Annotated in this window: 22 protein-coding genes; 12 read left to right on the plus strand and 10 right to left on the minus strand. The window is 58.1% G+C overall.

From position 1 onward, the window contains the following. The first annotated feature begins 12 nt into the window (after positions 1 to 12). The 6 genes from pckA (at position 13) to G5193_RS06775 (ending at position 6,002) form a co-directional block, all read left to right on the plus strand. Entirely contained in the window at positions 13 to 1,638 is a 1,626-nt protein-coding gene (pckA, locus tag G5193_RS06750; RefSeq protein ID WP_005340139.1) for a phosphoenolpyruvate carboxykinase (ATP), read from the plus strand. 193 nt (positions 1,639 to 1,831) lie between these two features. Further along, positions 1,832 to 2,497: a GntR family transcriptional regulator gene (locus G5193_RS06755; RefSeq protein WP_005340138.1), complete on the plus strand. Its 666-nt coding sequence runs from the start codon at positions 1,832 to 1,834 to the stop codon at positions 2,495 to 2,497. A gap of 33 nt (positions 2,498 to 2,530) precedes the next feature. Further along, complete coding sequence (locus tag G5193_RS06760) at positions 2,531 to 4,333, plus strand: aminopeptidase P family protein (RefSeq protein WP_421205523.1); 1,803 nt, start codon at positions 2,531 to 2,533, stop codon at positions 4,331 to 4,333. A gap of 88 nt (positions 4,334 to 4,421) precedes the next feature. Next, positions 4,422 to 4,826: a nitrous oxide-stimulated promoter family protein gene (locus tag G5193_RS06765; protein WP_139405190.1), complete on the plus strand. Its 405-nt coding sequence runs from the start codon at positions 4,422 to 4,424 to the stop codon at positions 4,824 to 4,826. A gap of 112 nt (positions 4,827 to 4,938) precedes the next feature. Then, positions 4,939 to 5,415, plus strand: coding sequence for a GNAT family N-acetyltransferase (locus G5193_RS06770; protein ID WP_139405189.1), 477 nt, complete (start codon positions 4,939 to 4,941; stop codon positions 5,413 to 5,415). A 119-nt stretch (positions 5,416 to 5,534) separates the two neighbouring features. Further along, entirely contained in the window at positions 5,535 to 6,002 is a 468-nt protein-coding gene (locus G5193_RS06775) for a glycine zipper 2TM domain-containing protein (RefSeq protein WP_421205526.1), read from the plus strand. Positions 6,003 to 6,084: 82 nt separating this feature from the next. Here the strand turns inward: G5193_RS06775 and amt are convergent, their stop codons facing one another. After that, the gene (gene amt / locus G5193_RS06780) at positions 6,085 to 7,512 is read right to left on the minus strand and encodes an ammonium transporter (RefSeq protein ID WP_266134591.1); all 1,428 of its coding nucleotides are present in this window, start codon (positions 7,510 to 7,512) and stop codon (positions 6,085 to 6,087) included. A gap of 504 nt (positions 7,513 to 8,016) precedes the next feature. Between amt and G5193_RS06785 the strand changes: the two genes are divergently transcribed. After that, a complete protein-coding gene (locus G5193_RS06785; RefSeq protein WP_421205527.1) occupies positions 8,017 to 8,940 on the plus strand; it encodes a GGDEF domain-containing protein in 924 nt (307 codons plus the stop codon). 90 nt (positions 8,941 to 9,030) lie between these two features. On the opposite strand, the gene G5193_RS06790 is transcribed toward G5193_RS06785, so the two are convergent. Next, positions 9,031 to 9,651 (minus strand): outer membrane beta-barrel protein, encoded by a 621-nt coding sequence (locus G5193_RS06790; RefSeq protein ID WP_421205751.1) that lies wholly within the window; start codon positions 9,649 to 9,651, stop codon positions 9,031 to 9,033. A gap of 251 nt (positions 9,652 to 9,902) precedes the next feature. Between G5193_RS06790 and G5193_RS06795 the strand changes: the two genes are divergently transcribed. Further along, positions 9,903 to 10,541 carry an exopolysaccharide biosynthesis protein gene (locus tag G5193_RS06795; protein WP_058056332.1) on the plus strand — a complete coding sequence of 213 codons (639 nt, stop codon included), beginning with the start codon at positions 9,903 to 9,905 and terminating at the stop codon, positions 10,539 to 10,541. 66 nt (positions 10,542 to 10,607) lie between these two features. On the opposite strand, the gene G5193_RS06800 is transcribed toward G5193_RS06795, so the two are convergent. Together G5193_RS06800 and G5193_RS06805 are read right to left on the minus strand one after the other, a co-directional pair. Continuing rightward, positions 10,608 to 11,882, minus strand: a complete 1,275-nt coding sequence (locus G5193_RS06800) for an amino acid permease (protein WP_421205529.1) — start codon at positions 11,880 to 11,882, stop codon at positions 10,608 to 10,610. A 471-nt stretch (positions 11,883 to 12,353) separates the two neighbouring features. After that, entirely contained in the window at positions 12,354 to 13,244 is an 891-nt protein-coding gene (locus G5193_RS06805) for a sensor domain-containing diguanylate cyclase (RefSeq protein WP_159158084.1), read from the minus strand. Between the two features lie 350 nt (positions 13,245 to 13,594). On the opposite strand from G5193_RS06805, the gene G5193_RS06810 reads away from it, so the two are divergent. Continuing rightward, positions 13,595 to 13,912 (plus strand): DUF6968 family protein, encoded by a 318-nt coding sequence (locus G5193_RS06810; RefSeq protein WP_058056329.1) that lies wholly within the window; start codon positions 13,595 to 13,597, stop codon positions 13,910 to 13,912. 23 nt (positions 13,913 to 13,935) lie between these two features. Next, positions 13,936 to 14,571 carry a Vat family streptogramin A O-acetyltransferase gene (locus G5193_RS06815; protein WP_421205531.1) on the plus strand — a complete coding sequence of 212 codons (636 nt, stop codon included), beginning with the start codon at positions 13,936 to 13,938 and terminating at the stop codon, positions 14,569 to 14,571. A gap of 89 nt (positions 14,572 to 14,660) precedes the next feature. Here G5193_RS06815 and G5193_RS06820 read toward each other — a convergent pair whose 3' ends face one another. Further along, entirely contained in the window at positions 14,661 to 15,242 is a 582-nt protein-coding gene (locus G5193_RS06820; protein WP_421205533.1) for a penicillin-binding protein activator LpoB, read from the minus strand. Positions 15,243 to 15,529: 287 nt separating this feature from the next. On the opposite strand from G5193_RS06820, the gene G5193_RS06825 reads away from it, so the two are divergent. Both G5193_RS06825 and G5193_RS06830 read left to right on the plus strand, forming a co-directional pair. Next, positions 15,530 to 15,958: a GNAT family N-acetyltransferase gene (locus G5193_RS06825; RefSeq protein WP_421205535.1), complete on the plus strand. Its 429-nt coding sequence runs from the start codon at positions 15,530 to 15,532 to the stop codon at positions 15,956 to 15,958. Next, complete coding sequence (locus G5193_RS06830) at positions 15,958 to 16,500, plus strand: GNAT family N-acetyltransferase (protein WP_421205537.1); 543 nt, start codon at positions 15,958 to 15,960, stop codon at positions 16,498 to 16,500. Before G5193_RS06825 ends, G5193_RS06830 begins: the two co-directional genes overlap by 1 nt. 182 nt (positions 16,501 to 16,682) lie before the next feature. Here G5193_RS06830 and G5193_RS06835 read toward each other — a convergent pair whose 3' ends face one another. From G5193_RS06835 to G5193_RS06855, 5 genes are all read right to left on the minus strand, one after another. Then, positions 16,683 to 17,348, minus strand: coding sequence for an HNH endonuclease (locus tag G5193_RS06835; protein WP_259584280.1), 666 nt, complete (start codon positions 17,346 to 17,348; stop codon positions 16,683 to 16,685). Between the two features lie 3 nt (positions 17,349 to 17,351). After that, entirely contained in the window at positions 17,352 to 18,179 is an 828-nt protein-coding gene (locus tag G5193_RS06840; RefSeq protein ID WP_421205538.1) for an AAA family ATPase, read from the minus strand. An 8-nt stretch (positions 18,180 to 18,187) separates the two neighbouring features. Next, positions 18,188 to 18,583 (minus strand): hypothetical protein, encoded by a 396-nt coding sequence (locus tag G5193_RS06845; RefSeq protein WP_421205539.1) that lies wholly within the window; start codon positions 18,581 to 18,583, stop codon positions 18,188 to 18,190. A 617-nt stretch (positions 18,584 to 19,200) separates the two neighbouring features. Next, entirely contained in the window at positions 19,201 to 20,457 is a 1,257-nt protein-coding gene (gene thiH / locus G5193_RS06850) for a 2-iminoacetate synthase ThiH (protein WP_421205541.1), read from the minus strand. 8 nt (positions 20,458 to 20,465) lie between these two features. After that, positions 20,466 to 21,233, minus strand: coding sequence for a thiazole synthase (locus tag G5193_RS06855; protein ID WP_421205543.1), 768 nt, complete (start codon positions 21,231 to 21,233; stop codon positions 20,466 to 20,468). Positions 21,234 to 21,304: the final 71 nt, after the last annotated feature.

The raw sequence follows: 21,304 nt of genomic DNA on the forward strand, positions 1-21,304 counted from the left end.
CAGGAGAATACAATGACAATCGTGGCAGAACCCACCCTGGCCCAACAATTAGGACTGGACCAGTACGGCATCAAAAACAGCCAAGAAATCGTTCGCAACCCCTCTTACGAGCAGCTTTTCGCGGAAGAGACACGCCCTGACCTGGAAGGGTTCGAGCGCGGTGTGGTGACCGAGCTGGGCGCAGTCAACGTCAACACCGGTATCTTCACCGGTCGCTCCCCGAAAGATAAATATATCGTCAAAGATGCCACTACCCAGGATACTGTATGGTGGTCTGACCAGGGTAAAAACGATAACAAAGCGATTACCCCGGAAGTGTGGTCACATCTGAAAGGGCTGGTCACCAAACAGCTCTCCGGCAAGCGCCTGTTTGTAGTCGACGGTTTCTGCGGTGCCAACCCGGATACCCGCCTGGCCGTGCGCATCATCACCGAGGTGGCCTGGCAGGCACACTTCGTGAAAAACATGTTCATCCGCCCGAGTGATGAAGAGCTGAAAACCTTCAAGCCTGACTTCGTGGTGATGAACGGTGCCAAGTGCACCAACCCGAACTGGAAGGAGCAGGGTCTCAACTCCGAGAACTTTGTTGCCTTCAACATGACCGAGAAGATGCAGCTCATCGGTGGCACCTGGTACGGTGGCGAGATGAAGAAGGGCATGTTCTCCATGATGAACTACTTCCTGCCCCTGCGCGGCATTGCCTCCATGCACTGCTCCGCCAACGTGGGTCAGGACGGCGACGTTGCCATCTTCTTCGGCCTCTCCGGCACCGGCAAGACCACCCTCTCCACCGATCCCAAGCGTCAGCTGATCGGCGATGACGAGCACGGCTGGGATGACCACGGCGTGTTCAACTTCGAAGGGGGCTGCTACGCCAAGACCATCAAGCTCTCCGAAGAGGCCGAGCCGGACATCTACCACGCCATCCGTCGCGATGCGCTGCTGGAGAACGTGACCGTTGCTGCCGATGGCACCATCGACTTCGATGATGGCTCCAAGACCGAGAACACCCGCGTCTCCTACCCCATCTATCACATCGACAACATCGTCAAGCCGGTCTCCAAGGCAGGTCACGCCACCAAGGTGATCTTCCTGACTGCCGACGCCTTCGGCGTGCTGCCCCCGGTCTCCAAGCTGACCAAGGAGCAGACCAAGTACCACTTCCTCTCTGGCTTCACCGCCAAACTGGCCGGTACCGAGCGCGGCATCACAGAGCCGACTCCGACCTTCTCCTCCTGCTTCGGCGCAGCCTTCCTCTCCCTGCATCCGACCAAGTACGGTCAGGAGCTGGTAAAACGGATGGAAGCGGCAGGTGCAGAGGCCTATCTGGTCAACACCGGCTGGAACGGCACCGGCAAGCGCATCTCCATCAAGGATACCCGCGCCATCATCGATGCCATCCTGGATGGCTCCATCGAGAAGGCCGAGACCAAGGTGCTGCCGATCTTCAATCTGGAGATCCCGACCGCGCTGCACGATGTGAACCCGGCGATCCTCGACCCGCGCGACACTTACGCCGACAAGGCCGAGTGGGATGCCAAGGCCGTCGATCTGGCAGGGCGCTTCATCAAGAACTTCGAGCGCTTCACCGATAACGATGAAGGCAAACGTCTGGTTGCGGCAGGCCCGCAGCTGTAACAGGCTCGCTTCGTATCAGTGACATCATGCCGGTCAGTCACGCTGACCGGCATTTTTGTTTTTGTGGAGCCCCGAACGCCGCCATCACCCTCGTTAAAGGGGCCAAAACCTTGCCTTTGCCCATTGCGACAGGTTAGATTCAGCCAAACTTTATACAATATACAATTTTGTAACGCCCAATCGTGACCCGACCATGACCCCACCCTACAAGACCCGAACCCAGATGGTGATGGAAAACCTCCGTGGCCGGATCCTCCGTGGGGAGTTCCCCGCTGGCGCCCCCTTGCGTCAGGATGCCATCGCCAAAGAGCTGGCCGTGAGCCGCATCCCGGTGCGCGAAGCCCTGATGCAGTTGGAAGCGCAGGGGCTGGTGAAGTTCGAAGCCCATCGCGGCGCCGTGGTCACCATGCTGGACGCCTCGGCCATCGAAGAGCTCTTTTATTTGCGAGCGCTGCTGGAAGCCGATACCCTGTTTCACGCCGTCGACAAGATGACGGAAGCCACCTTCGCGCAAGCGGAGGCGATCCTCGCCCAGTTTGATCACGCCCTGGAGTCAGGCACCCAGATCGAACATTGGGCCGAGTTGAACCACAGCTTTCACGCCACCCTCTATCAGGCAGCCGGTCGCCCCCAGGCACTTGAACTGATCGCCCAGATCAATCTGAGCTGTGACCGCTATGTCCGCTTCGAGCTGCTCTTTGCCAGCGACGGCGTGGACAAGGCGGAGCGTGAACACGCCCAATTGCTGGAGCTGTGCCGCGCCCGGCGCAAGCACGAGGCGGTGGTGCTGCTCAGGCAGCATATCGAAGCGGCAGGTCAGTCGATCAAGCGGATCCTGGCCAGCGGCCATAAAAACTGAACACTCATATAGCAACCATCTGGCACTAACGACATGAATAATTTCGAGATAATTGAAACCCGCGTCGCCCAAGTCAGGGCCGAGCTGGCCATGCAGGAGTTGGACGCATTTATCGTCCCCCACGATGATGAGCACCTCGGCGAGTACATCCCCGCCTATGCCGAGCGGCTTGACTGGCTCACCGGTTTCAACGGCTCTGCCGGGGTCGCCATCATCATGGCCCAGCGGGCAGCCCTCTTTGTCGATGGTCGCTATACGGTGCAGGCGCGGATGCAAACACCCGCCGAACTGTTCGAATTCCTCCACCTCATTGAAAATCCTCATGTGCAGTGGCTGGCCGAACAGCTGCCGTCAGGCTCCCGGGTTGGCTTCGATGCCCGCCTGCACAGCCTGATCTGGTACAAGAACGCCAAGGCCGTGCTGGCCGATCGCGGTATCGAGCTGATCCGCGTCGAGCAGAACCCCATCGACCTGAACTGGAGCGATCGCCCGGAGCCGACCAAGAGCCCGGTCATCCTCTACAGCGAGGAGCTGGCAGGCCAGTCCAGCCAGTCCAAACGTGAACAGCTGGCAGCCGATCTGCGCAAGCGCGGGTTGGATGCCGTGCTGCTGACCCAGGCCGAGCCCATCAACTGGCTGCTCAACCTGCGCGGCCGCGACATCGACCGGCTGCCGGTGGTGCTGGGCTTTGCGGTGCTCTACGCCAACACCAGCATGGATTTCTTCGTCGATACCGACAAAATTGACTGCTTCGCCTTTACCCAACACGTTGGCCAGGATGTCTCCGTCTACCCCATCGACAAGCTGGGCGACGTGCTGCAGCGCATCGGTGAAGATCAGCAGAAGGTGCTGGCCGATCCGGACAGCGCCAACGCCTGGACCCAGCTCGTCATGGAAGAGGCGGGTGCCATTCTGGTGGCTGGCCAAGACCCCACCATGCTGCCGAAAGCGTGCAAAAACGAGATCGAGCTGACCGGCATGCGTGCCGCTCACCTGCGTGATGGCGTGGCCATGACCCGCTTCCTCGCCTGGCTGGATCGGTTGGTCGCCTCCGGCGAGTTCGAAGGGGTGGATGAAGGCACCCTGGCCGATCAGGTGGAAGCGTTCCGCCGCGAGCAGGAGCACTACGTCGAGCCAAGCTTCGACACCATCTCGGCGCTCGGCCCCAACGCCGCGATGTGCCACTACCGCCATACCAATGGCACCCCCCGTGCGTTTGGTCAGGACAGCCTCTATCTGCTGGACTCCGGCGCCCAGTATCTGGATGGCACCACCGACATCACCCGCACCATCAAGGTGGGTGAGGTGACCGACGAGCAGAAAGCGATGTTTACCCGCGTATTGCAGGGCCATATCGCGCTGGATCAGGCCCGCTTCCCCCGCGGCACTGCCGGGATCCAGCTCGACGTGCTGGCCCGCATGCCGCTGTGGCAAGCCGGTTACAACTACGACCACGGCACCGGCCACGGCGTCGGCCACTTCCTGAGCGTCCACGAAGGGCCCCAGCGCATTGCGCCGAAAGGGAGCATGGTTGCCCTGCAACCGGGCATGGTGCTCTCCAACGAGCCGGGCTACTACCGTGAAGATGGCTTCGGCATCCGCTGCGAAAACCTGGTAGTGGTGACCGAGCTGGAACAGGTTGGCGAGCTGCCGATGCTGGGCTTCGAGCGTCTGACCTACGTGCCGTTCGATACCCGTCTGATCGACCGCAGCCTGCTGAGTCCGGCCGAATTCCGCTGGATCAACGAATACCACGTTGAGGTGTTCCGCCGCCTGAGCCCGCTGCTCGAAGGCGAGGATCTCGCCTGGCTGGAGCAGGCAACCAGCCTCATCTGATGACACAGGGCCTGCGGGCCCTGTTTTTTATCCCCCCCTTTTGACCTGTATCAACACCCAAAGCGAGCAGGTCAGGACAATGGCGAGCATGAAAAGTCATCATGCCAGCCCAGCCCGGGGCTCACACGCCGCAGCCAGCAAAAAGGCGAGTGACCATCCCAGACTCATGCGCGAGCAGCAGACGGTCAGCGCCATGATCCGCCTCTACTGCCAGCACCATCATCAGGATCCCCATTGCCGCCACTGTCGCCAGTTGCGGGATTTCGCCCATCAGCGCCTGCGTCGCTGCCGTTATGGCCACGGCCACAAACCAACCTGCGCCAACTGCAATATCCACTGCTACGCCCCGGCGATGCGCAAACAGATCCAGCAGGTGATGAAGTGGAGCGGCCCGCGCATGTTGCTGCGCCACCCCTGGCTCACCCTTCGCCACCTGCTCGACGGCTTGCGCAAGGCTCCCAAACTGCCCCACAGCAGACCGCTGCCGCCATAACCGCCAATCCCTTGCATCCGGCAGGGGATGACCACTACCCTATGACTCCTTTTCTGCCGTTGGCCCCAAGGTCAGCGGCATTGCCGATCCGTTTTCTGCCGATGGAGTCCTGATGCACCACAACCCGCCCCTGCTACGCACCGCCACCCACAATGACATGCACGCCATCTGGCAGATCGATGCCAAGGTGTTTGGCGAAGATGTCTATCCCGCCTTCTTCTTCCGTCAGGCGATGGATTTGTGGCCCGAGTTGTTGCTGGTGGCCGAATACGAGGGGCAACTGGTGGGTTATGTGCTGGGTGGCTTTGGTCAGGAGCGGTCGCAAGGCTGGGTGCTCTCGCTGGCGGTGCTGCCCGAGGCGCGCGGTTTCGGCCTCGCGGAGCGGATGATGCGCCAGATGGAGGCCAACCAGCAGGCGCTGCAGATAAGCGAACTGCGGCTCACGGTCGATCCGGCCAATCCGGCCCAGCGCCTCTACTACCGTCTTGGCTATCAACTGGTTGAAGAGGTCGCCGACTACTTCGGCCCCGGCGAGGATCGGCTTGTGCTGGTTAAAACCCTCTCCGGTACAGCTGCGATTCAAGGATAAAACCGGTTACAGAACGCATAATTGGTTACATTTTGCCGATTTCATGTCCCGCTTGCTTGGAGTAAAGTTCAATTCATCAAACTGATTGTTTGAATTCTATTCAGCCTTGGAGGCCCATCATGTTGAAACGTATGACCCTTATTGCCCTGCTGGCCGCCACTACCGTCACCGGTTGCGCCAACAGCGATGTCTACTCTGGCGATGTCTACACCAAAGACCGTGCCAAACAGGTACAAACCGTAAGCTATGGCACCATCATCTCCACCCGCCCGGTGAAGATCCAGGCTGATGAAAACTCCCTGCTCGGCACTATTGGCGGCGCCGTGGTCGGCGGCCTGCTGGGCAGCACCATAGGCGGCGGCACCGGCCGTGATATCGCCACAGCAGGTGGTGCCATTGCCGGCGCGGCAGCCGGCAAGGCCGCTGGCGACAAACTCAACCAGGTCGACGGCGTCGAGCTGGAGATCAAGAAAGAGAACGGCGAAGCCATCGTGGTCGTGCAGAAAGCCAGCCCCACCTTCACCCCGGGTGCTCGCGTGCGCATGACCCAGGGCAATGGCAGCATCAACGTGGCCGTCGTGAACTAAGCGTGTGAACTCAGGCTTTGCAGCTTTAGAGTCATAAAAAAACCGCCGGTTCCGGCGGTTTTTTGTTGTCTGGCATTCGGGATTACATGCTGTAAGCCTTCTCGCCGTGGGAGGTGACATCCAGCCCTTCCCGCTCGGCATCGCCGTTCACCCGCAGACCCACCAGCATGTCGACCGCCTTGAAGGCAATCGCCGCCACGGCACCGGACCAGAACAGGGTGACACCGACCCCGATGGCCTGGATCTTCACCTGAGTCAGAATGGAGTAGCCATCGGCAACCTGATTGGTGACATAGTCCCACACCCCGGTGCCGCCCAGATCCGGGCTGGCAAAGACGCCGGTCAGCAGGGCGCCGAGAATGCCGCACACCCCGTGCAGACCGAAGACATCCAGGCTGTCATCGGCCCCCAGCAGACGCTTGAGACCGTGGACGCCCCACAGACCGGCCACACCACTGACAAGACCCATCACCAGCGCGCCACCGACACCGACAAACCCGGCCGCCGGGGTGATCATCACCAGACCGGACACCGCTCCGGACGCCGCACCCAGCAGGGAGGGACGCCCCTTCATCACCCACTCGGCCAACGTCCATGACAGAGCTGCCGCAGCCGGTGCCACCCAGGTGTTGATAAAGGCGAGCGCAGCCACCCCGTTGGCTTCCAGCGCGGAGCCCGCGTTGAAACCGAACCAGCCGAACCAGAGCAGGGAGGCGCCGATCATGGTCATGGTCAGGCTGTGGGGGGTCATGGGATCACGACCGTAGCCCAGACGCTTGCCCACCAGATAGGCCCCCACCAGACCCGCCACGGCGGCGTTGATGTGCACCACGGTGCCGCCAGCAAAGTCCAGCGCACCATGCTGGAACAGATACCCGGCAGTTGCGGTCGCGGTTGCTGCGGCTTCGGCGCTGGTATAGGCATCCGGACCCGCCCAATACCACACCATATGAGCCAGCGGGATATAGGCGAAGGTGAACCAGATCACCGAGAAGAGCAGCACGGCGGCAAACTTGATGCGCTCGGCAAACGCCCCCACGATAAGGCCGCAGGTGATGGCGGCAAAGGCCCCCTGGAACACCACATAGATCAGCTCGCTGATCCCGACACCCTTGCTGAAGGTGGCGGCGATGGAGTCAGGGGTCACCCCCTTGAGCAGCACCTTGCTGAAGGAGCCGTAGAAATTGCCCCCCTCGGTAAAGGCCAGTGAATAACCGTAAATTACCCAGAGCACGCAGATAAGGCAGAACAGGGTAAAGACCTGCATCAGCACGCTCAGCATATTCTTGGCCCGCACCAGACCACCGTAGAAGAGGGCCAGACCGGGGATCGACATCAGGATCACCAGGGCCGCCGAGAGCAGCATCCAGGTGTTGTCACCCTTGTTGATTGTCATGGCGGCAACCGGTGCCACCGCCGCCTGTACCTGAGCGACCTCTTCGGCCCAACTTGGGGTAACCAGCAAGGCAGGCAACATCGTCAGACCCGCCATCATCCATTTTTTGACCATAGAGCACTCTCCTTCCCTGTCGTACCGGTACAAGACCGGCTCCGTTTCCCTGATTGAATCTGTGGCGAACCGCAAGGTGTTGCTGCAACCCGCCAGAATCACACCCGCGCCCGGCACGGGGATGCCTCTTGCCACTTCCTCATCACTGCGTCTGCCGCCGATGAGCGCAAGAGACCGTCTGACATGTAAAAAGCATAAAGTGGGCCATAATTTTAAATCCTTAAAAATCATTAAATTAACTATCTCAGCCATCGTTAACGCACCAAAATGGCGCACGCTCTGCGCTAACCGGTACTGAACCGCCCTGTCACAGGGCAGGGCATGGCCGGCGCACCACAAATGCGCAAATCCTGAACCAGCCCACAAGCTGAAGCCCTCGATATCGCGCGCTGCGGGCCAACTCGTTTACACTGGCAGACCAGCCGTTTCTGTTATCCGACTACGGCATACCATTACGCAGCGCCTTGTTTGCAACGTGATGGCGGGCCCAATCCGAGGAACACCATGCAGTTTGATCGTCTCGATATCAGCCTCTCCCACTACCATCAGCTCGATCGGGAGCATCGTTCCCACATCTTGTTGCTGGGGGGATTGATGCTGGCCATCATGGCCCTTCATCTGTTGCTGCTGCCCCACTTCCCCTACGAGCGCTTTTACGCCGTCAGCTTTGGCTTCGAGGTGATCAACTGGCTCACCATGCTGTTCCTGTTCTGGGTGGTGCAGTGCGCCCACCTGCCCACCCACACCTACCGCATGCTCTCCTGCGGTCTGATGTTGTGGATCATGGGGGCCACCGCCGACATCATGGATGAGCTGGTGGCGCAGCCGCTCTGGCTCGCCATCTATGCCGAGGATCTGCTGCGCTCCAGCGGCATCCTGCTCAGCAGCATCGGCATCCTGAGCACCATGCACCACCTCTTTCACATCAATACCCAGCTCAGACAACAGGCGCTGTTCGACGATCTGACCAAGCTGCCAAACCGGCGCTACTTTCATCAGCAGCTGTTTCTGGAACAAGGGATTTGCCACGCCCTCATCCTGCTGGATCTGGATCACTTCAAGGTGATCAATGACAACTACGGCCACGATATCGGGGATCGGGTGTTGCAGCAGTTTGGCGAGCTGTTGCAACAGCACTGCCCGCCCGGTGCGCTGGCGGCCCGTGTCGGGGGTGAAGAGTTTGCCCTGCTGCTGCCCGTCGCCCACGAAGCCGAGCTGCAGCAACTGGCCAACACCCTGCTCACTGCGACCCGCACCATAGCCCCCGACCCGACCCATACCATGACGGTCAGTCTGGGAGTGGGAGTCCGCGAGCCCAGGGAACCGGCAGTCTCGCTGTTCAAACGGGTGGATCAGGCGCTTTATGGCGCCAAGGAGGCGGGCAGAAACTGCGCTGTATGGGCGACGCCGACTAATAAAGAGGCGTGAAGAGCTACCGATTGATTGCCGATCACGGCGGAAGATTGCTGCTGAGACAGGGGCCCAATGACCCCTGTTTTATGGGGAAAATCCCCCCGCCTAAAAGCGGAAGGTAAGACCGATATTGGCCTGCCATTGGGTTACCAGCTCCCCGCGCACCTTGAACACGCACTGCTCCGGGTTGCAGAGAAACTGGTTGTTGTCGTTGACCAGCGAGCCATAACCGCGCACCTCTGCCCGCAGGGCCAGATGCTCGGCGAGGCGCGGTTGCACCCCGAGCGCCAGCGACATGGAAGGGGTCACCTCGCTGTCGTAGGCGGCAAAACGGGTCACCCCGATCCCGGCGCCGATATAGGGCGCCATCAGGTTGTCAGAGAGGGTCAAGGCACCGGCAAAGTGCAAAGTATCCACCGTCAGGCGATCCGGCTGGTCGGGAGAGAGGGTGGTGGACTGATGGCTGTAGAGCAGCTCAATCATGCCGGGATCATCCACCTCCTTGCTGATAAAGAAGCCCCAGCTGCCGGAGCTCTGCCCCTGCAGTGAATCAAACGATGCAGAAAGCGGCACCGGCTGCACCTCATCGCTCTTCTCGAAGTCGATGGCTGAGCTGTAGCCAAAAAATGGCGTCACCTGCCAACCGGATGTGGTCGCGGCCTCGCTACTCCAGGCCTGCCCCAGTGGCAGCAACAGCCCCATCATCACTATCCTGGCTCTCTTCATCATCATCCCCTGCTCCCTGTGTGATTGTGCAGAAAGCATACCAGAGGCGTCCTAGGCCCATCCTAAACGGCGGCTGTACCGGATCACTTTCATCGCGGGATTTCCCTCTCGCCGGAACCTCTGCCGAGCCGCCCCACTGGCGCCGCTATGCGCCCCTGCCACCATTCATCGACGGTTAACCTCTGCCACGTATGCTGGCGCCAAATCGGGTCATCGGGGCCCGTTATCACTACTCAAAAGGACATCAGGGAATGGTTGCCGCGCAACTCAACGACCCCAAAACTACCCTCGCGGACACCCTGCGGGCCACCGCGCATGCCATCGACGAGAGCCACATCAGCCTGCGCCAGATGCTCGCGCTGGTGGGTGAACAGGGCATGCTGCTGTTTTGCGTGCTGCTCACCGTCCCCTTCCTGCTGCCGGTCTCCATTCCCGGGGTCAGCACCCCGTTTGGCCTGTTGATCCTCTTTATCGGCATCGGCATCACCCTCAATCGGGTGCCCTGGCTGCCCGCCATGCTGATGGAGCGCCGCTTCGCTGCCGACCAGCTCAAGCCGACCCTGCACAAGGGGGCGGATCTGCTGGCCCGGGTCGATCGCGTTATCCGCCCGCGCCTGCTGGTGCTGACCGGCAGCAACACGGTCAACCGCTGCAACGGCCTGCTGATCATGCTGGCCGCCCTGCTGCTGATGCTGCCCCTGGGCGCCATCCCGTTCACCAACGCCATGCCTGCCTGGGCCATCCTGCTGCTGGCCACCGGCATGTTGCAGCGGGACGGTCTGTTCGTCGCCAGCGGCTATCTGCTGGTAAGCGCAACCCTGGTCTGGTTCAGCGTGCTGGCCATCGGCTTGCTGATGGCGGGCCAGAGCGCCAGCGGCCTGCTCGGCTAACCCCGATGCACAGAAAAAGGGCGACCAGATGGTCGCCCTTTTTGATTTGTGCGGGATACCGCCCGGTCAAAGCAGATCGTAGATAAGGGCCGAGATGGCAAGCAGCCCCATCACCAACACAAAAAGGGTACTCGGCCCGCGATAACGCTTCAGTGCGGGCAAGCGATAGATGGAGCAGGCCGGCAACAGAAACAGGATCACCGCGATCAGCGGGCCACTGACGCGCTCGATGATGTCGAGCACGTTGGGGTTCAGATAGGTAATGACGGCGGTCACCATAAACAGGATCACCGATGACACCCGGGCGATGGTCGACTCCTTGAGGGAGAGCCCCAGCCCCTGACAGGCACCGCTCACCATGCTCACCGTCCCCTCGCTAACCCCCATGGAGGTGCCGAGGAAGGATTTGGACATGGCCAGAATGGCGATAAGCGGCCCCACATAGGCGATCAGCGGATTGGAAAACTTGTTCGCCAGCGCCGACAGCACGGAGATATTGTCGGTGCGGGCCAGCGCCATCTCGGCCTGACTCAGGCTCATCACGCAGCTCACCACGAAGAAGAGCACGCTGCCGCAAATCAGCATGCTGCTGCACTTGATGATCCGCTTGGCACGCAGGTCGGCACTATCCTGACAGCGCTTTTTCTGCGCCGCGCTGAAGGAGGAGATAATGGGCGCATGACTGAAGGAGAAGACCATCACCGGCACGATTAGCCAGAGGGATTTCCAGAACGCCGGGTCACGCCACTCCACTGCCTGACTCTCTGTGAAATAGGAGAGGCTCCACTGGGGCAGCAGATAGATGGAGAGGCCAATCAGAAAGGCGACCATGGGCAGCGCCAGCACGCTGATGGCCGACACCACGATCTGTTTGCCGGCCAGCAGCACCAGATGCAGGCCCAGCATCACCCCCAGCACCAGCAAGCCGCGGGGAAGCTCGGCATCCCCCAGCTGGTGAACCACGAAGCTCTGGATCGCGTTGGTGATGGAGATGCTGTAGACCAGAATGATGGGGTAGAAGGCCATCAGATAGACCAGCATCAGCAGTTTGCCCGCCCTGGCACCGAAGTGCTCCTCCACCACATGGGTGATATCCCCTTCCCGATGGGAGCTGGAGAGCACAAAGCGGCTCAATGCCCGGTGGGAATAATAAGAGAGCGGAAAAGCCAGCAATAAAATAAACAGCAAAATAACCGGGGAATTACTGCCGACAGTAATAGGAAGAAATAACGTACCGGCACCGACAGCAGTGGCATATAGGCCCATGGTCCATACCGAATCGCTTTTCTCCCATTTCAATTTTGAAACAGGGTGACTCTTTTCAGCAATAGAAACACTCATTGCAATATATACCTTATTAGTCTGTCATCATTATTTTTATTAGCCCGAATAACAGGCTGGAGATATGTCGTTGCATATCGCCCTGCACATGAAAAAACAACGCCGCCAGCGGCCAACAGGGCCACCGGAGAGAAACGGAGCTGCCACGCTACCATCGTTGAAATCGCTATCCGGGTCAAGGTTAATAATTCATAACTGTTTGAATCGGAATGTTTCAAAAGACAACAGGATGTATCACATTCGTCACCCAAAACCAGATTCACGCCTGTTTGATAACATACCGATAAAACCTCATGCTGTTGCCCAACAACATAAATAAGACCAGCGATCAGGCCGATAATATTAACACCTTAAGCTATGGAATATGAGTTAAATAATACGGCCAACTTTTCGACTAATTGACAGTGATGTCAGCCAATTTATTTATGGCAAAAGGAAAGGTGATGTCTGCCAATAACAGGACCAATCAGCTCAGCGTGCCGGGCAGTGTGCCACCCGGTTGCGCCCTGCCCGCTTGGCCTGATAGAGCCACTCGTCGGCCCGGGCCAGCGCCTGATTGATCTCCTCCTCCGGCTGCACCAGGGTTGTGCCCAGACTGACCGTGATGGCGACCGGATCGGCAGGCAATGCTTCGACAGCAGCACGGATCTGCTCCGCCATCTGCAGCAAACCGGCCTCATCGATCCGTGGCAACAGGATAAGAAACTCCTCGCCGCCGCTGCGCACAAAGAGATCGTCCGCCCGCAACAGGGCATCGATGCAGCCACTGAATCGCTGCAAGGCCCGATCTCCCTGCTGATGGCCGTAGTGATCGTTGATCTGCTTGAAGTGATCGATGTCGAGCATGATAAGGCCACAGGGCGCCTCCCCTGTCCGCAGCGGCTGGCAGTGCTCGAAGAAGAAGCGGCGGTTGTAGAGACCGGTCAGCTGATCGGTCTCGCTCTGGCGCTGCAGTCGCTGCTGCAACTCGTACTGGCGGGTAATATTGCGAGTCACCCAGGCCACCGCCCGCTTGCCGTCATAGAGGGAGGGCAGCGGGGCAATCTTGCCCTCGAAGCGTTGTACCCCCTGCGGCCCGACGGCGGCATTGATCCCCCCCACCTCGGCTGCTGATAGCTCATACTCCACCACCCGCACCTGACCGCTCGCCAGTGACTCGGCAACCTGTGCCTTGACCCACATGGCCATCTCGGGTGGCAGCACATCGGCCAGTTGCTTGCCCGCCAGCGGATTGCCATCGTGATAGGATTGCTGCTCCATGCCGCCGATATATTCCACGTAATAACCATCTTCACTGAGGATGAAGATGGGATCTGGCAGTTGGGCCATCACTTCATAAAGCTGGGTTACCGAAAGCGCCACGGAGACTCCTGTACGTTAGGGTCAAACAGGGGGGAGATATTCTGCCTTAAAAGGACTCACTCGCCCTCATCGGCAACGGAGAAAAATCTGCCGTCATAGCCAACAATCCTTTACATCTAGCAGCATGCAGACGTCTCGGCCAGCAAGGATTGCCTGCGCCCACCGCCGCTCTGACTTGCGACCGTTCGCAGTGGCGGATGGCCCCTCCCTCGCTCAATGATATCTCATTGTTTCAACTCACAAGTTCATTTACGCTGGCCGTCACGAGTCCAGTTTTCACCTCATCAGCCATCAGGAACGCCAGCCCCCCCGCAACCGCAGGGGCTGTACCACGGAAAAGGAATCGCCAGATGAAAAACGCCATCGTTACCGCCCGCTTCGACGCTATCAGTACCGAAGGGGAACAGCTCACCCTCAAGATCGCCATCAAGGCCCCCGAGCCGGATCCCAAGTCCGCCAGCGGTGACTGGCGCTGCAAGGTGAAGCTGGCGGGGCTGAGCGACAAAACCTTTATCTACGGCATCGACAGCCTGCAGGCCCTGAGCCTCGCCATCAAGTTTGTCGAGACCGAACTGCGCGCCTTCTCCGATGCGGGCTGGCAATTCTATCTGCCAGGCTGCCCCGATCACCCCATCGACATGAGCGCCTGCTACTTCCCGGCGCTCTAGCCCGGCCAACCCAAGGAGCCCGGATGCACGGACCCGACCCCGCCAATCCCCACCCCATGAATGGCTTCCCCCAGGTGTGTTTTATCAAGAACACCATCAAGGGGTCCAATATCGAGGTGGGTGACTACACCTATTACGACGACCCGGAGGATTCGGCGGGCTTCGAGCGCAACGTCCTCTACCACTTCCCCTTCGTCGGCGACAAGCTCATCATCGGCAAGTTCTGCGCCATCGCCCGCGGGGTGAAGTTCATCATGAACGGCGCCAACCACCAGACCTCCGGCTTCTCCACCTACCCCTTCTTTATCTTCGGCAACGGCTGGGAGAGCGCCGCACCCGCCCCGGGCAGCCTCCCCTACAAGGGGGATACCGTCATCGGCAACGATGTCTGGATTGGCTATGAGGCTCTGATCATGCCGGGGGTAAAGGTCGGCAACGGCGCCATTATCGCCGCCCGCTCCGTGGTCACCGGTGACGTGCCCGCCTACGCCGTGGTCGGCGGCAATCCCGCCAGGATGATCCGCTACCGCTTCGACGACGACACCATCGCCCGTCTCAACGCCATCGCCTGGTGGGACTGGCCGGTGGAGCAGATCAGCCGTAACCTGCCGCTTATCAGCGGCGGCGAGATAGCCGCGCTGGAAGCGGCAATCCGCTAGAGACAAGCCCCATCAGGCATAGGGCCAGAAATGAGAAGAGGGTTGAGCGTACAGGCACTCAACCCTCTTTTTGATTGGTCGCAGACCGCTCAGTGGCTGGCGGAGCGACTACCGCTCCAGATCAGCTCGCCGCTGCGCAGCTCCATCAGGGTCATCGACAACCGATAACGGCTCCCCTCTGTCACCAGATCCCCGTAGAGCATGTAGCCGGCGCCGGTCTGACGGCCAAGCCGCACCAGGGAGGCCGGGTTCATCCTGCCCTGCTGATACTCCAGCTGGCCGGTGATGGCTGCCACCTGCCCTTGGTCGACAAAGTGAAAACCGCTCTTGCTCTGGATGCGCTTGCTCATGGCCGCCGCCATGGCGCGGGTGTCCACCGGCTCGCCGGTGCCGTTCTGGGGCGGGGTGAGCAGCAGCACCGGCTGACCGGTTTGTGCCAGTTCCCGCACCTCGGGGGCCTGCACAAAGAGATCGGCCATGGCCTGCGCCAGTCCTGTCGGCGCCACCGGCTTGGGCTGAACGTCCCCGCTATCCGGTTTGGTCACCGGCTTGCCCGGCTGGCTCACTGGCTGATCGGGTTCACTGACAGGAGCCTGAGTACCACCGTAGGGATTGACCGCACAACCGCCCAGCAGCAGGGCCCCCACCATCAACAAGGAACGCAGCTTCATCTTTTCTCTCCGCCAGAAATCCGTAAACGGGCATCAACACATGCCCGCATGGCGGAGCCCCTGCCCCGCATCCTCCATATGCTAGGGACAAACCCCGGCGGGGTCGATACGCTCACCACCACAGGGCGACAGAGACTGGCGAACCTGGGCCCACGAAAAAGCTGGCACGGCTCCACCCGATTCCGTTAGGGTAGTGTCGGTAAAACATCAACAGTAACGCAGCGGTAAGCCCGGCGCACAACACGTCGCAACCCGACAGAGATCATCACACTCAAGCAGGAAGCACTATGCAACTCACCCCACCCCAACCGCCTCAGGACGATGAGATCGAAGCGCTGCGCATTGGCCTGACGGGCTACAACGTCAGCCAGGCAGGCACTCAACTGTTCGAACTTCGGCGCGAGCGGATCGCCAGCTTTATCAAGGATGAAGAGGGCAAGGTACACGGCGGCATCATCGCCGACATCAAGTGGGGCTGGCTGCACGTCGACTGGCTCTGGATCGCCGAAAGCATCCGCCGCGATGGCTGGGGCGGCCGCCTGCTGGGCACCATGGAGCAGTACGCCCAAAGCAAGGGCATCAGCAACTACCATCTGGAAACCACCAGTTTTCAGGCCCTCCCCTTCTACCAGAAGCAGGGTTACGAAGTCTTTGGCCAGCTGCCCGATATGCCACCGGGGCATATCAGTTACTTTCTGAAAAAGCAGGATAAGTGATGCCATTCAAGCGCCTTGCCAACGCTCAACTCGTGATCCGCCCGTTCGAACTGGCCGATGCCGATGAGTTTGTCCGCGCGGCCCACGAATCGATCGAGACGGTCGGCAAATGGATGAGCTGGTGCTCCCCTTCATTTACCCGGGAGAGCGCGCTGGAGTGGTTTGCCAGCTGCGATCAGGATCGTGCGGCGGGACGCGCCTTTGACATGGGCATTTTCTGCGCCACCACCGGCCAACTGCTGGGTGGCGCAGGAATCAACCAGCTGTCACCCCATCATCGCTACGGCAATATCGGTTACTGGGTACGTCAATCCCGCCAAGGCTGTGGTATCGCCCGACAGGCGGTCACCCTGCTCCGTGACTTTGGCTTTCAGCAGTTGGGACTATTTCGGCTGGAGATCGTGATGGGAATCGGCAACAGCGCCAGCGAAGCTGTTGCCATCGCCGCCGGGGCCACCTTTGAGTGCCGGGCAAGAAACCGCATATTTCTCCATGGCCAGCCTATGGATGCGAATGTTTATGCCCTTATTACAGCCTACTAAATCTTGCAGTAGAGTAAATCTTATCGACCTCGATAACCTGCATGGACGATGGTCATGGAAAACTCACTCTGCACTTGCACCTAGGCACCCCAGACACAGAAGCCAAAATAGCGTACCCCTCAGAATTTCATTATATAAGACCCTATTATTTATGTTGGGACGTATATAGTATTCGCTTCAACTTAAAAACCAACTCTTAAGTGAGCATATGTATTAACCAAGAAGGTGTCACCTAAATAGTAGTAACGCCAAAATATTGAAAATGGATGTTTCACTGTCAACATTGCAGAAATAGTTTGCTCTGCACGAATTTTGTCCACCTCTGGAGATTTTTTATTTCTTAAAACGCGTCTAGCATTCAATAAATCTGTGTAGTGATCCCATAGCTGCTCCATCAAGGCCTCACGACTTATACCTCGCAATGCAGTATTTTCAAGGTTAAAACATTCATCAAGTAATCTTGCCGTGTTTATCATTTCTTGAGTCGGATTCTGGCTAGTAGTTCCGACCATCACCCTATCTGACGGTGCTGATGGCATCTTGCAACTAATTAATGAGCCTACATCCAAGGTACCATCTGTACAGTCAAGAAGATTGACATGTCGATTACTTTTGATGCTATTACAACGCGAGCAAGAGTAAAAAAGATTCTCCCAAGAATATTTTAACGCATCATCACCCTCATGAGGAATAAAATGTTCTACTTCTACATCTTGAATCTCATCACGTTCACAAAGATAACATTTTTCAAAGAACATTGGTTTTAACACTACGAGAACTTCCTCTTTAGTGTAATGACCTCTTGCTATACATGCCGGTGCCGGATAAATTCGAGTAACATTAAACATCTGCTACTCCTCACCATCATTAGCATCAAGAAGTGCATTCTTACCAAGGAGAAGAAACGCTTTCGACTTCGAATCCAATCGTGCTTCATGAGGCTCAATTAAATTAACAACCTTTTGCACCTCATCTTTGTTAATAGGCCTTTTATTTATAAGTTTAGCCATCAACTCCAGCTGCTCATTTAATAGGTGAGATGTACTATCAACACCTAGCAAACCTTTCAAAATTGACTCATAAGAATACATAGATAAGTCTTCTAAACACTCCATTTTGCTTAAGTCATAAATGACAGCGTCATTTACTGATTGGACCACAAATGGTGAATGCGTTGTAATAATAAACTGTATTTTGGGGAATGCATTATCGAAAAATGAGAATATCTTTCTTTGAATTGAAACATGTAAATGTGCATCTATCTCATCAATCAAAACAAATCCAACGATTTCATCTGCTGATACATCCCTCAGCTCAACCTTCATTAACAAATCAGCATATATACTCAGTATAGAGCTATACCCTGATGATAATTCATTAAATCTAAATGGTATTTTACCTGGCTGAACAATGTAAAAAACTTGCTCCTCCGGACTATATTGCAGCGCCAATGCTGGGTCTTCAAATAAACTTTGTAGATCTTTCTCTACCTTTTTAAACCATTCATCAATAAATTCCGCCTTGCTTTTGTCATTTTCTCTAGCAATAATATGACTTCCATAATTGAAATATCCAACCAGATACTTCTCAAATTTATCACTTGAGTCGACCTGAAGCCATTCATGTTTCCCACTACTTTTTATCGATGCTATGCTATCAACCTTACCATCACTTGCCAATTGATTGGCTAGACGATTAGCTTCAAAAAAAAACGGAATATAAGAATATTTGAATCAACTAACCTAAATATTTCTTCGACATTGGTAAATCCTATTTTACTTTTTGAATTTTGTGCAAGTTCAAATTGCAACTCCTTAAGTCTATGTTGATTATAAGGATAGTTGGCATCTGAAACGTCCATTGAAGAAAGTCTTCTGTTACGCGATTCTATCTCATTTAAGATAGTAGCTTCTGACCTGATATTTCGTTTTAAAAAACTCTGTAAATATTTATCAAGTTGATTTAGAAGTCTTGTCTTACCACAACCATTAGCTCCTGTTATGATAAGATTTTTATTATCTAGCTTTATTTTTATTTTTTTGTCTAAACTACCATCCAGTTCGAAATCAATGTACTCAATCATCCGCATCTCCTAAAAAATCAAAAGTAATTTCAAATGAATGAATTCTACACGAACCACATTAACATTAAAGCTATTAGTTAATTATGGAAGGCGGTACCGTAATTCAGTAGGGTTAATATTGTGTGTAATGCTCTCTGTTTATTGAACTCTCTGACCACCTCTGAAACTATCGCGGGCACGGTTTTGGTTCCCCCTCTTATTCGCTGAGGCGAGCCCGCTTGTCCAGGCCGCGAGACAGGATGTCGAGCGAGCGGCGCCGGGCCATGGATGGCCCGTCGGCGCGTGCCGTCGGACAAGCGGGTGAGCCGAAGGAACCCGACGAAGTCGGGCGAATAAGCGGGGGAGAAGACCTTTGGTGACTTTGGGTCTTTCCAAAGTCACTCGCCCCGGCCCGAAGGGCGGGCGAAACCCCTTCGAGGAAAGCGGCCTCGCGTCCTGCACGGCGAAGCCGTGCCACCACACAACGGCTCCTGCCGCCAACGCCATACCTCGGAACGGACGATTACGCCTACCGGCTAATCGACCCTACGATTGCAAGGCGCAGCCGTGCCTGCTCGCCACAGGTACGGAGTCTGGCTGAACGCCGTGATGCCACCGGCAAAGGGGCATGGCCGCCCCTATCGGCCCAAGAAGGGTTCCCAGTCTTTAAACACCGGCTGCAACCCCGCCTGCCGCACGGCGGCGGCCACTTCCCCCACCGGGCGGTCGTCGTGGATGGCGAACTGCTCCAGCTCTTCTGCATCCCCCTCGGCATAGCCACCCGGCTGGGTGCGCGACTCGGCCGACATCTGGGTGATGCCAAGGCGCACCGCGCCGTTGCGAAAGGTGGCCGACTCGCGGGTAGAGAGGGACAAGTCCAGCGTGGGCGAGAAGAGGCGCCAGGCGCAGATAAGCTGGGCCAGCTGGCGATCCGACATGACCACGGCAGGCTCCAGCCCGCCGGTGCAGGGGCGCAGGCGCGGGAAGGAGAGCGAATAGCGGCTCTGCCAGTGGTGGCGCTCCAGCCAGCTCAGATGCTCGGCAACAAAGTAGCTGTCGGCGCGCCAATCCGCAGAGAGACCTATCAGCGCCCCCAGCCCGATTTTGTCGATACCGGCGCGGCCCAGCCGATCCGGCGTGGCGAGGCGCCATGCGATGTCCTGCTTGTTGCCACGCAGATGGTGGCGGGCGTAGGTGGGGGCGTGGTAGGTCTCCTGATAGACCATGACGGCATCGAGGCCGAGGCTTTTCAGCTCGGCATAGTCGGCCTGCGAGAGGGGCTGCACCTCCATCCCCACCGTGCTGAAGTGGCGGCGGATGATGGGCAACACCTGCCGAAAATAGGCGAGCCCCACCTTGTGCTCGTGCTCGCCGGTCACCAGCAGCACGCTGTCAAAACCGCGCGCCTTGATGGCCAGACACTCGCGCTCAATCTCCTCTGCATTCAAGGTCTTGCGCTTGAGGCGGTTGCTCATGGAGAAGCCGCAGTAGGTGCAGTCATTGGCGCACAGATTCGACAGATAGAGGGGCACATAGAAGCCGATGGTGTTGCCAAAGCGCTGACGGGTGAGCCGCTCGGCCTCGGCCGCCATCTGCGGCAGATAGGCCTCGGCAGCAGGCGAGATCAGCGCCATAAAATCGGCCAGGGTACGGCGTGGTGCGCTCAGGGCGCGGGCCACATCGGCGGCCGTCTTGGCACGGATCTGCATGCCGATATCGTCCCAATCAAGCTCCTGCCAGCGATTGGCAAAATCCCCCCCCCTCCCGGTCTCCCCATTGGGAGGGGGAGGAGCGCAGAACTCGCCCCCTTCAAGCACCGAATCTGCCTTAGCCCTCACCCCCGGCCCCTCTCCCAAAGGGAGAGGGGAGGAAGAATCTCCCCCAGTGATAGCCATTCCCTGACTCATAACGCCCCCAGAAAATCGGTGAGCGGGCTGGAGGCTTGGGCCTGCAGGGCGGGGGCACCAAGGCCTGCCTCATAGGCGCTGCGACCGGCAGTGCAGGCCAGCGAAAAGGCACGGCCCATGGCGACCGGGTCGCCGCTCACCGCGATGGCGGTGTTGACCAGCACGGCATCGGCCCCCAGCTCAAAGGCGGCGGCGGCGTGGCTCGGCGCACCGATCCCCGCATCCACCACCACAGGCACATTGGCCTGCTCGACGATGATGGAGAGAAACTCCCGGGTTACCAGCCCCTGATTCGAACCAATCGGCGCGCCGAGCGGCATCACGGCGGCGCAGCCCACCTCTTCCAGCCGCTTGCAGAGCACGGGGTCGGCGCCGCAGTAGGGCAGCACCACAAAGCCCTCTTTCACCAGCTGCTCGGCGGCTTTCAGTGTCTCGATGGGATCGGGCAACAGATAGCGCGGATCGGGGTGGATCTCCAGCTTCAACCAGTTCGTCCCCAGCGCCTCGCGAGCGAGGTGGGCGGCAAACACCGCCTCGGCGGCAGTCTTGGCGCCGGAGGTGTTGGGCAAGAGCTTGACCCCGAGTTGCAGCAAGGGGCTCAGGATATCGTCGTGGGCCTTGCCCGGTTCGAGCCGCTTGATGGCCATGGTGACCAGTTGGGAGCCGCTCGCCTCGATGGCGGCGGCCATCAGTTCCGGGCGGGCAAACTTGCCGGTGCCGGTAAAGAGGCGCGATGAGAAGGTGTGATCGGCAATCTTGAGCATGTCAGCCTCCTGCCACTGCGATAAGAAGAGATGAGGTTCCACCGCAAGGCAGAGCACGCGAAGATGGGACT

It is taken from the genome of Aeromonas sp. 601027 (assembly GCF_049174455.1).
GTDB lineage: Bacteria > Pseudomonadota > Gammaproteobacteria > Enterobacterales > Aeromonadaceae > Aeromonas > Aeromonas veronii_A.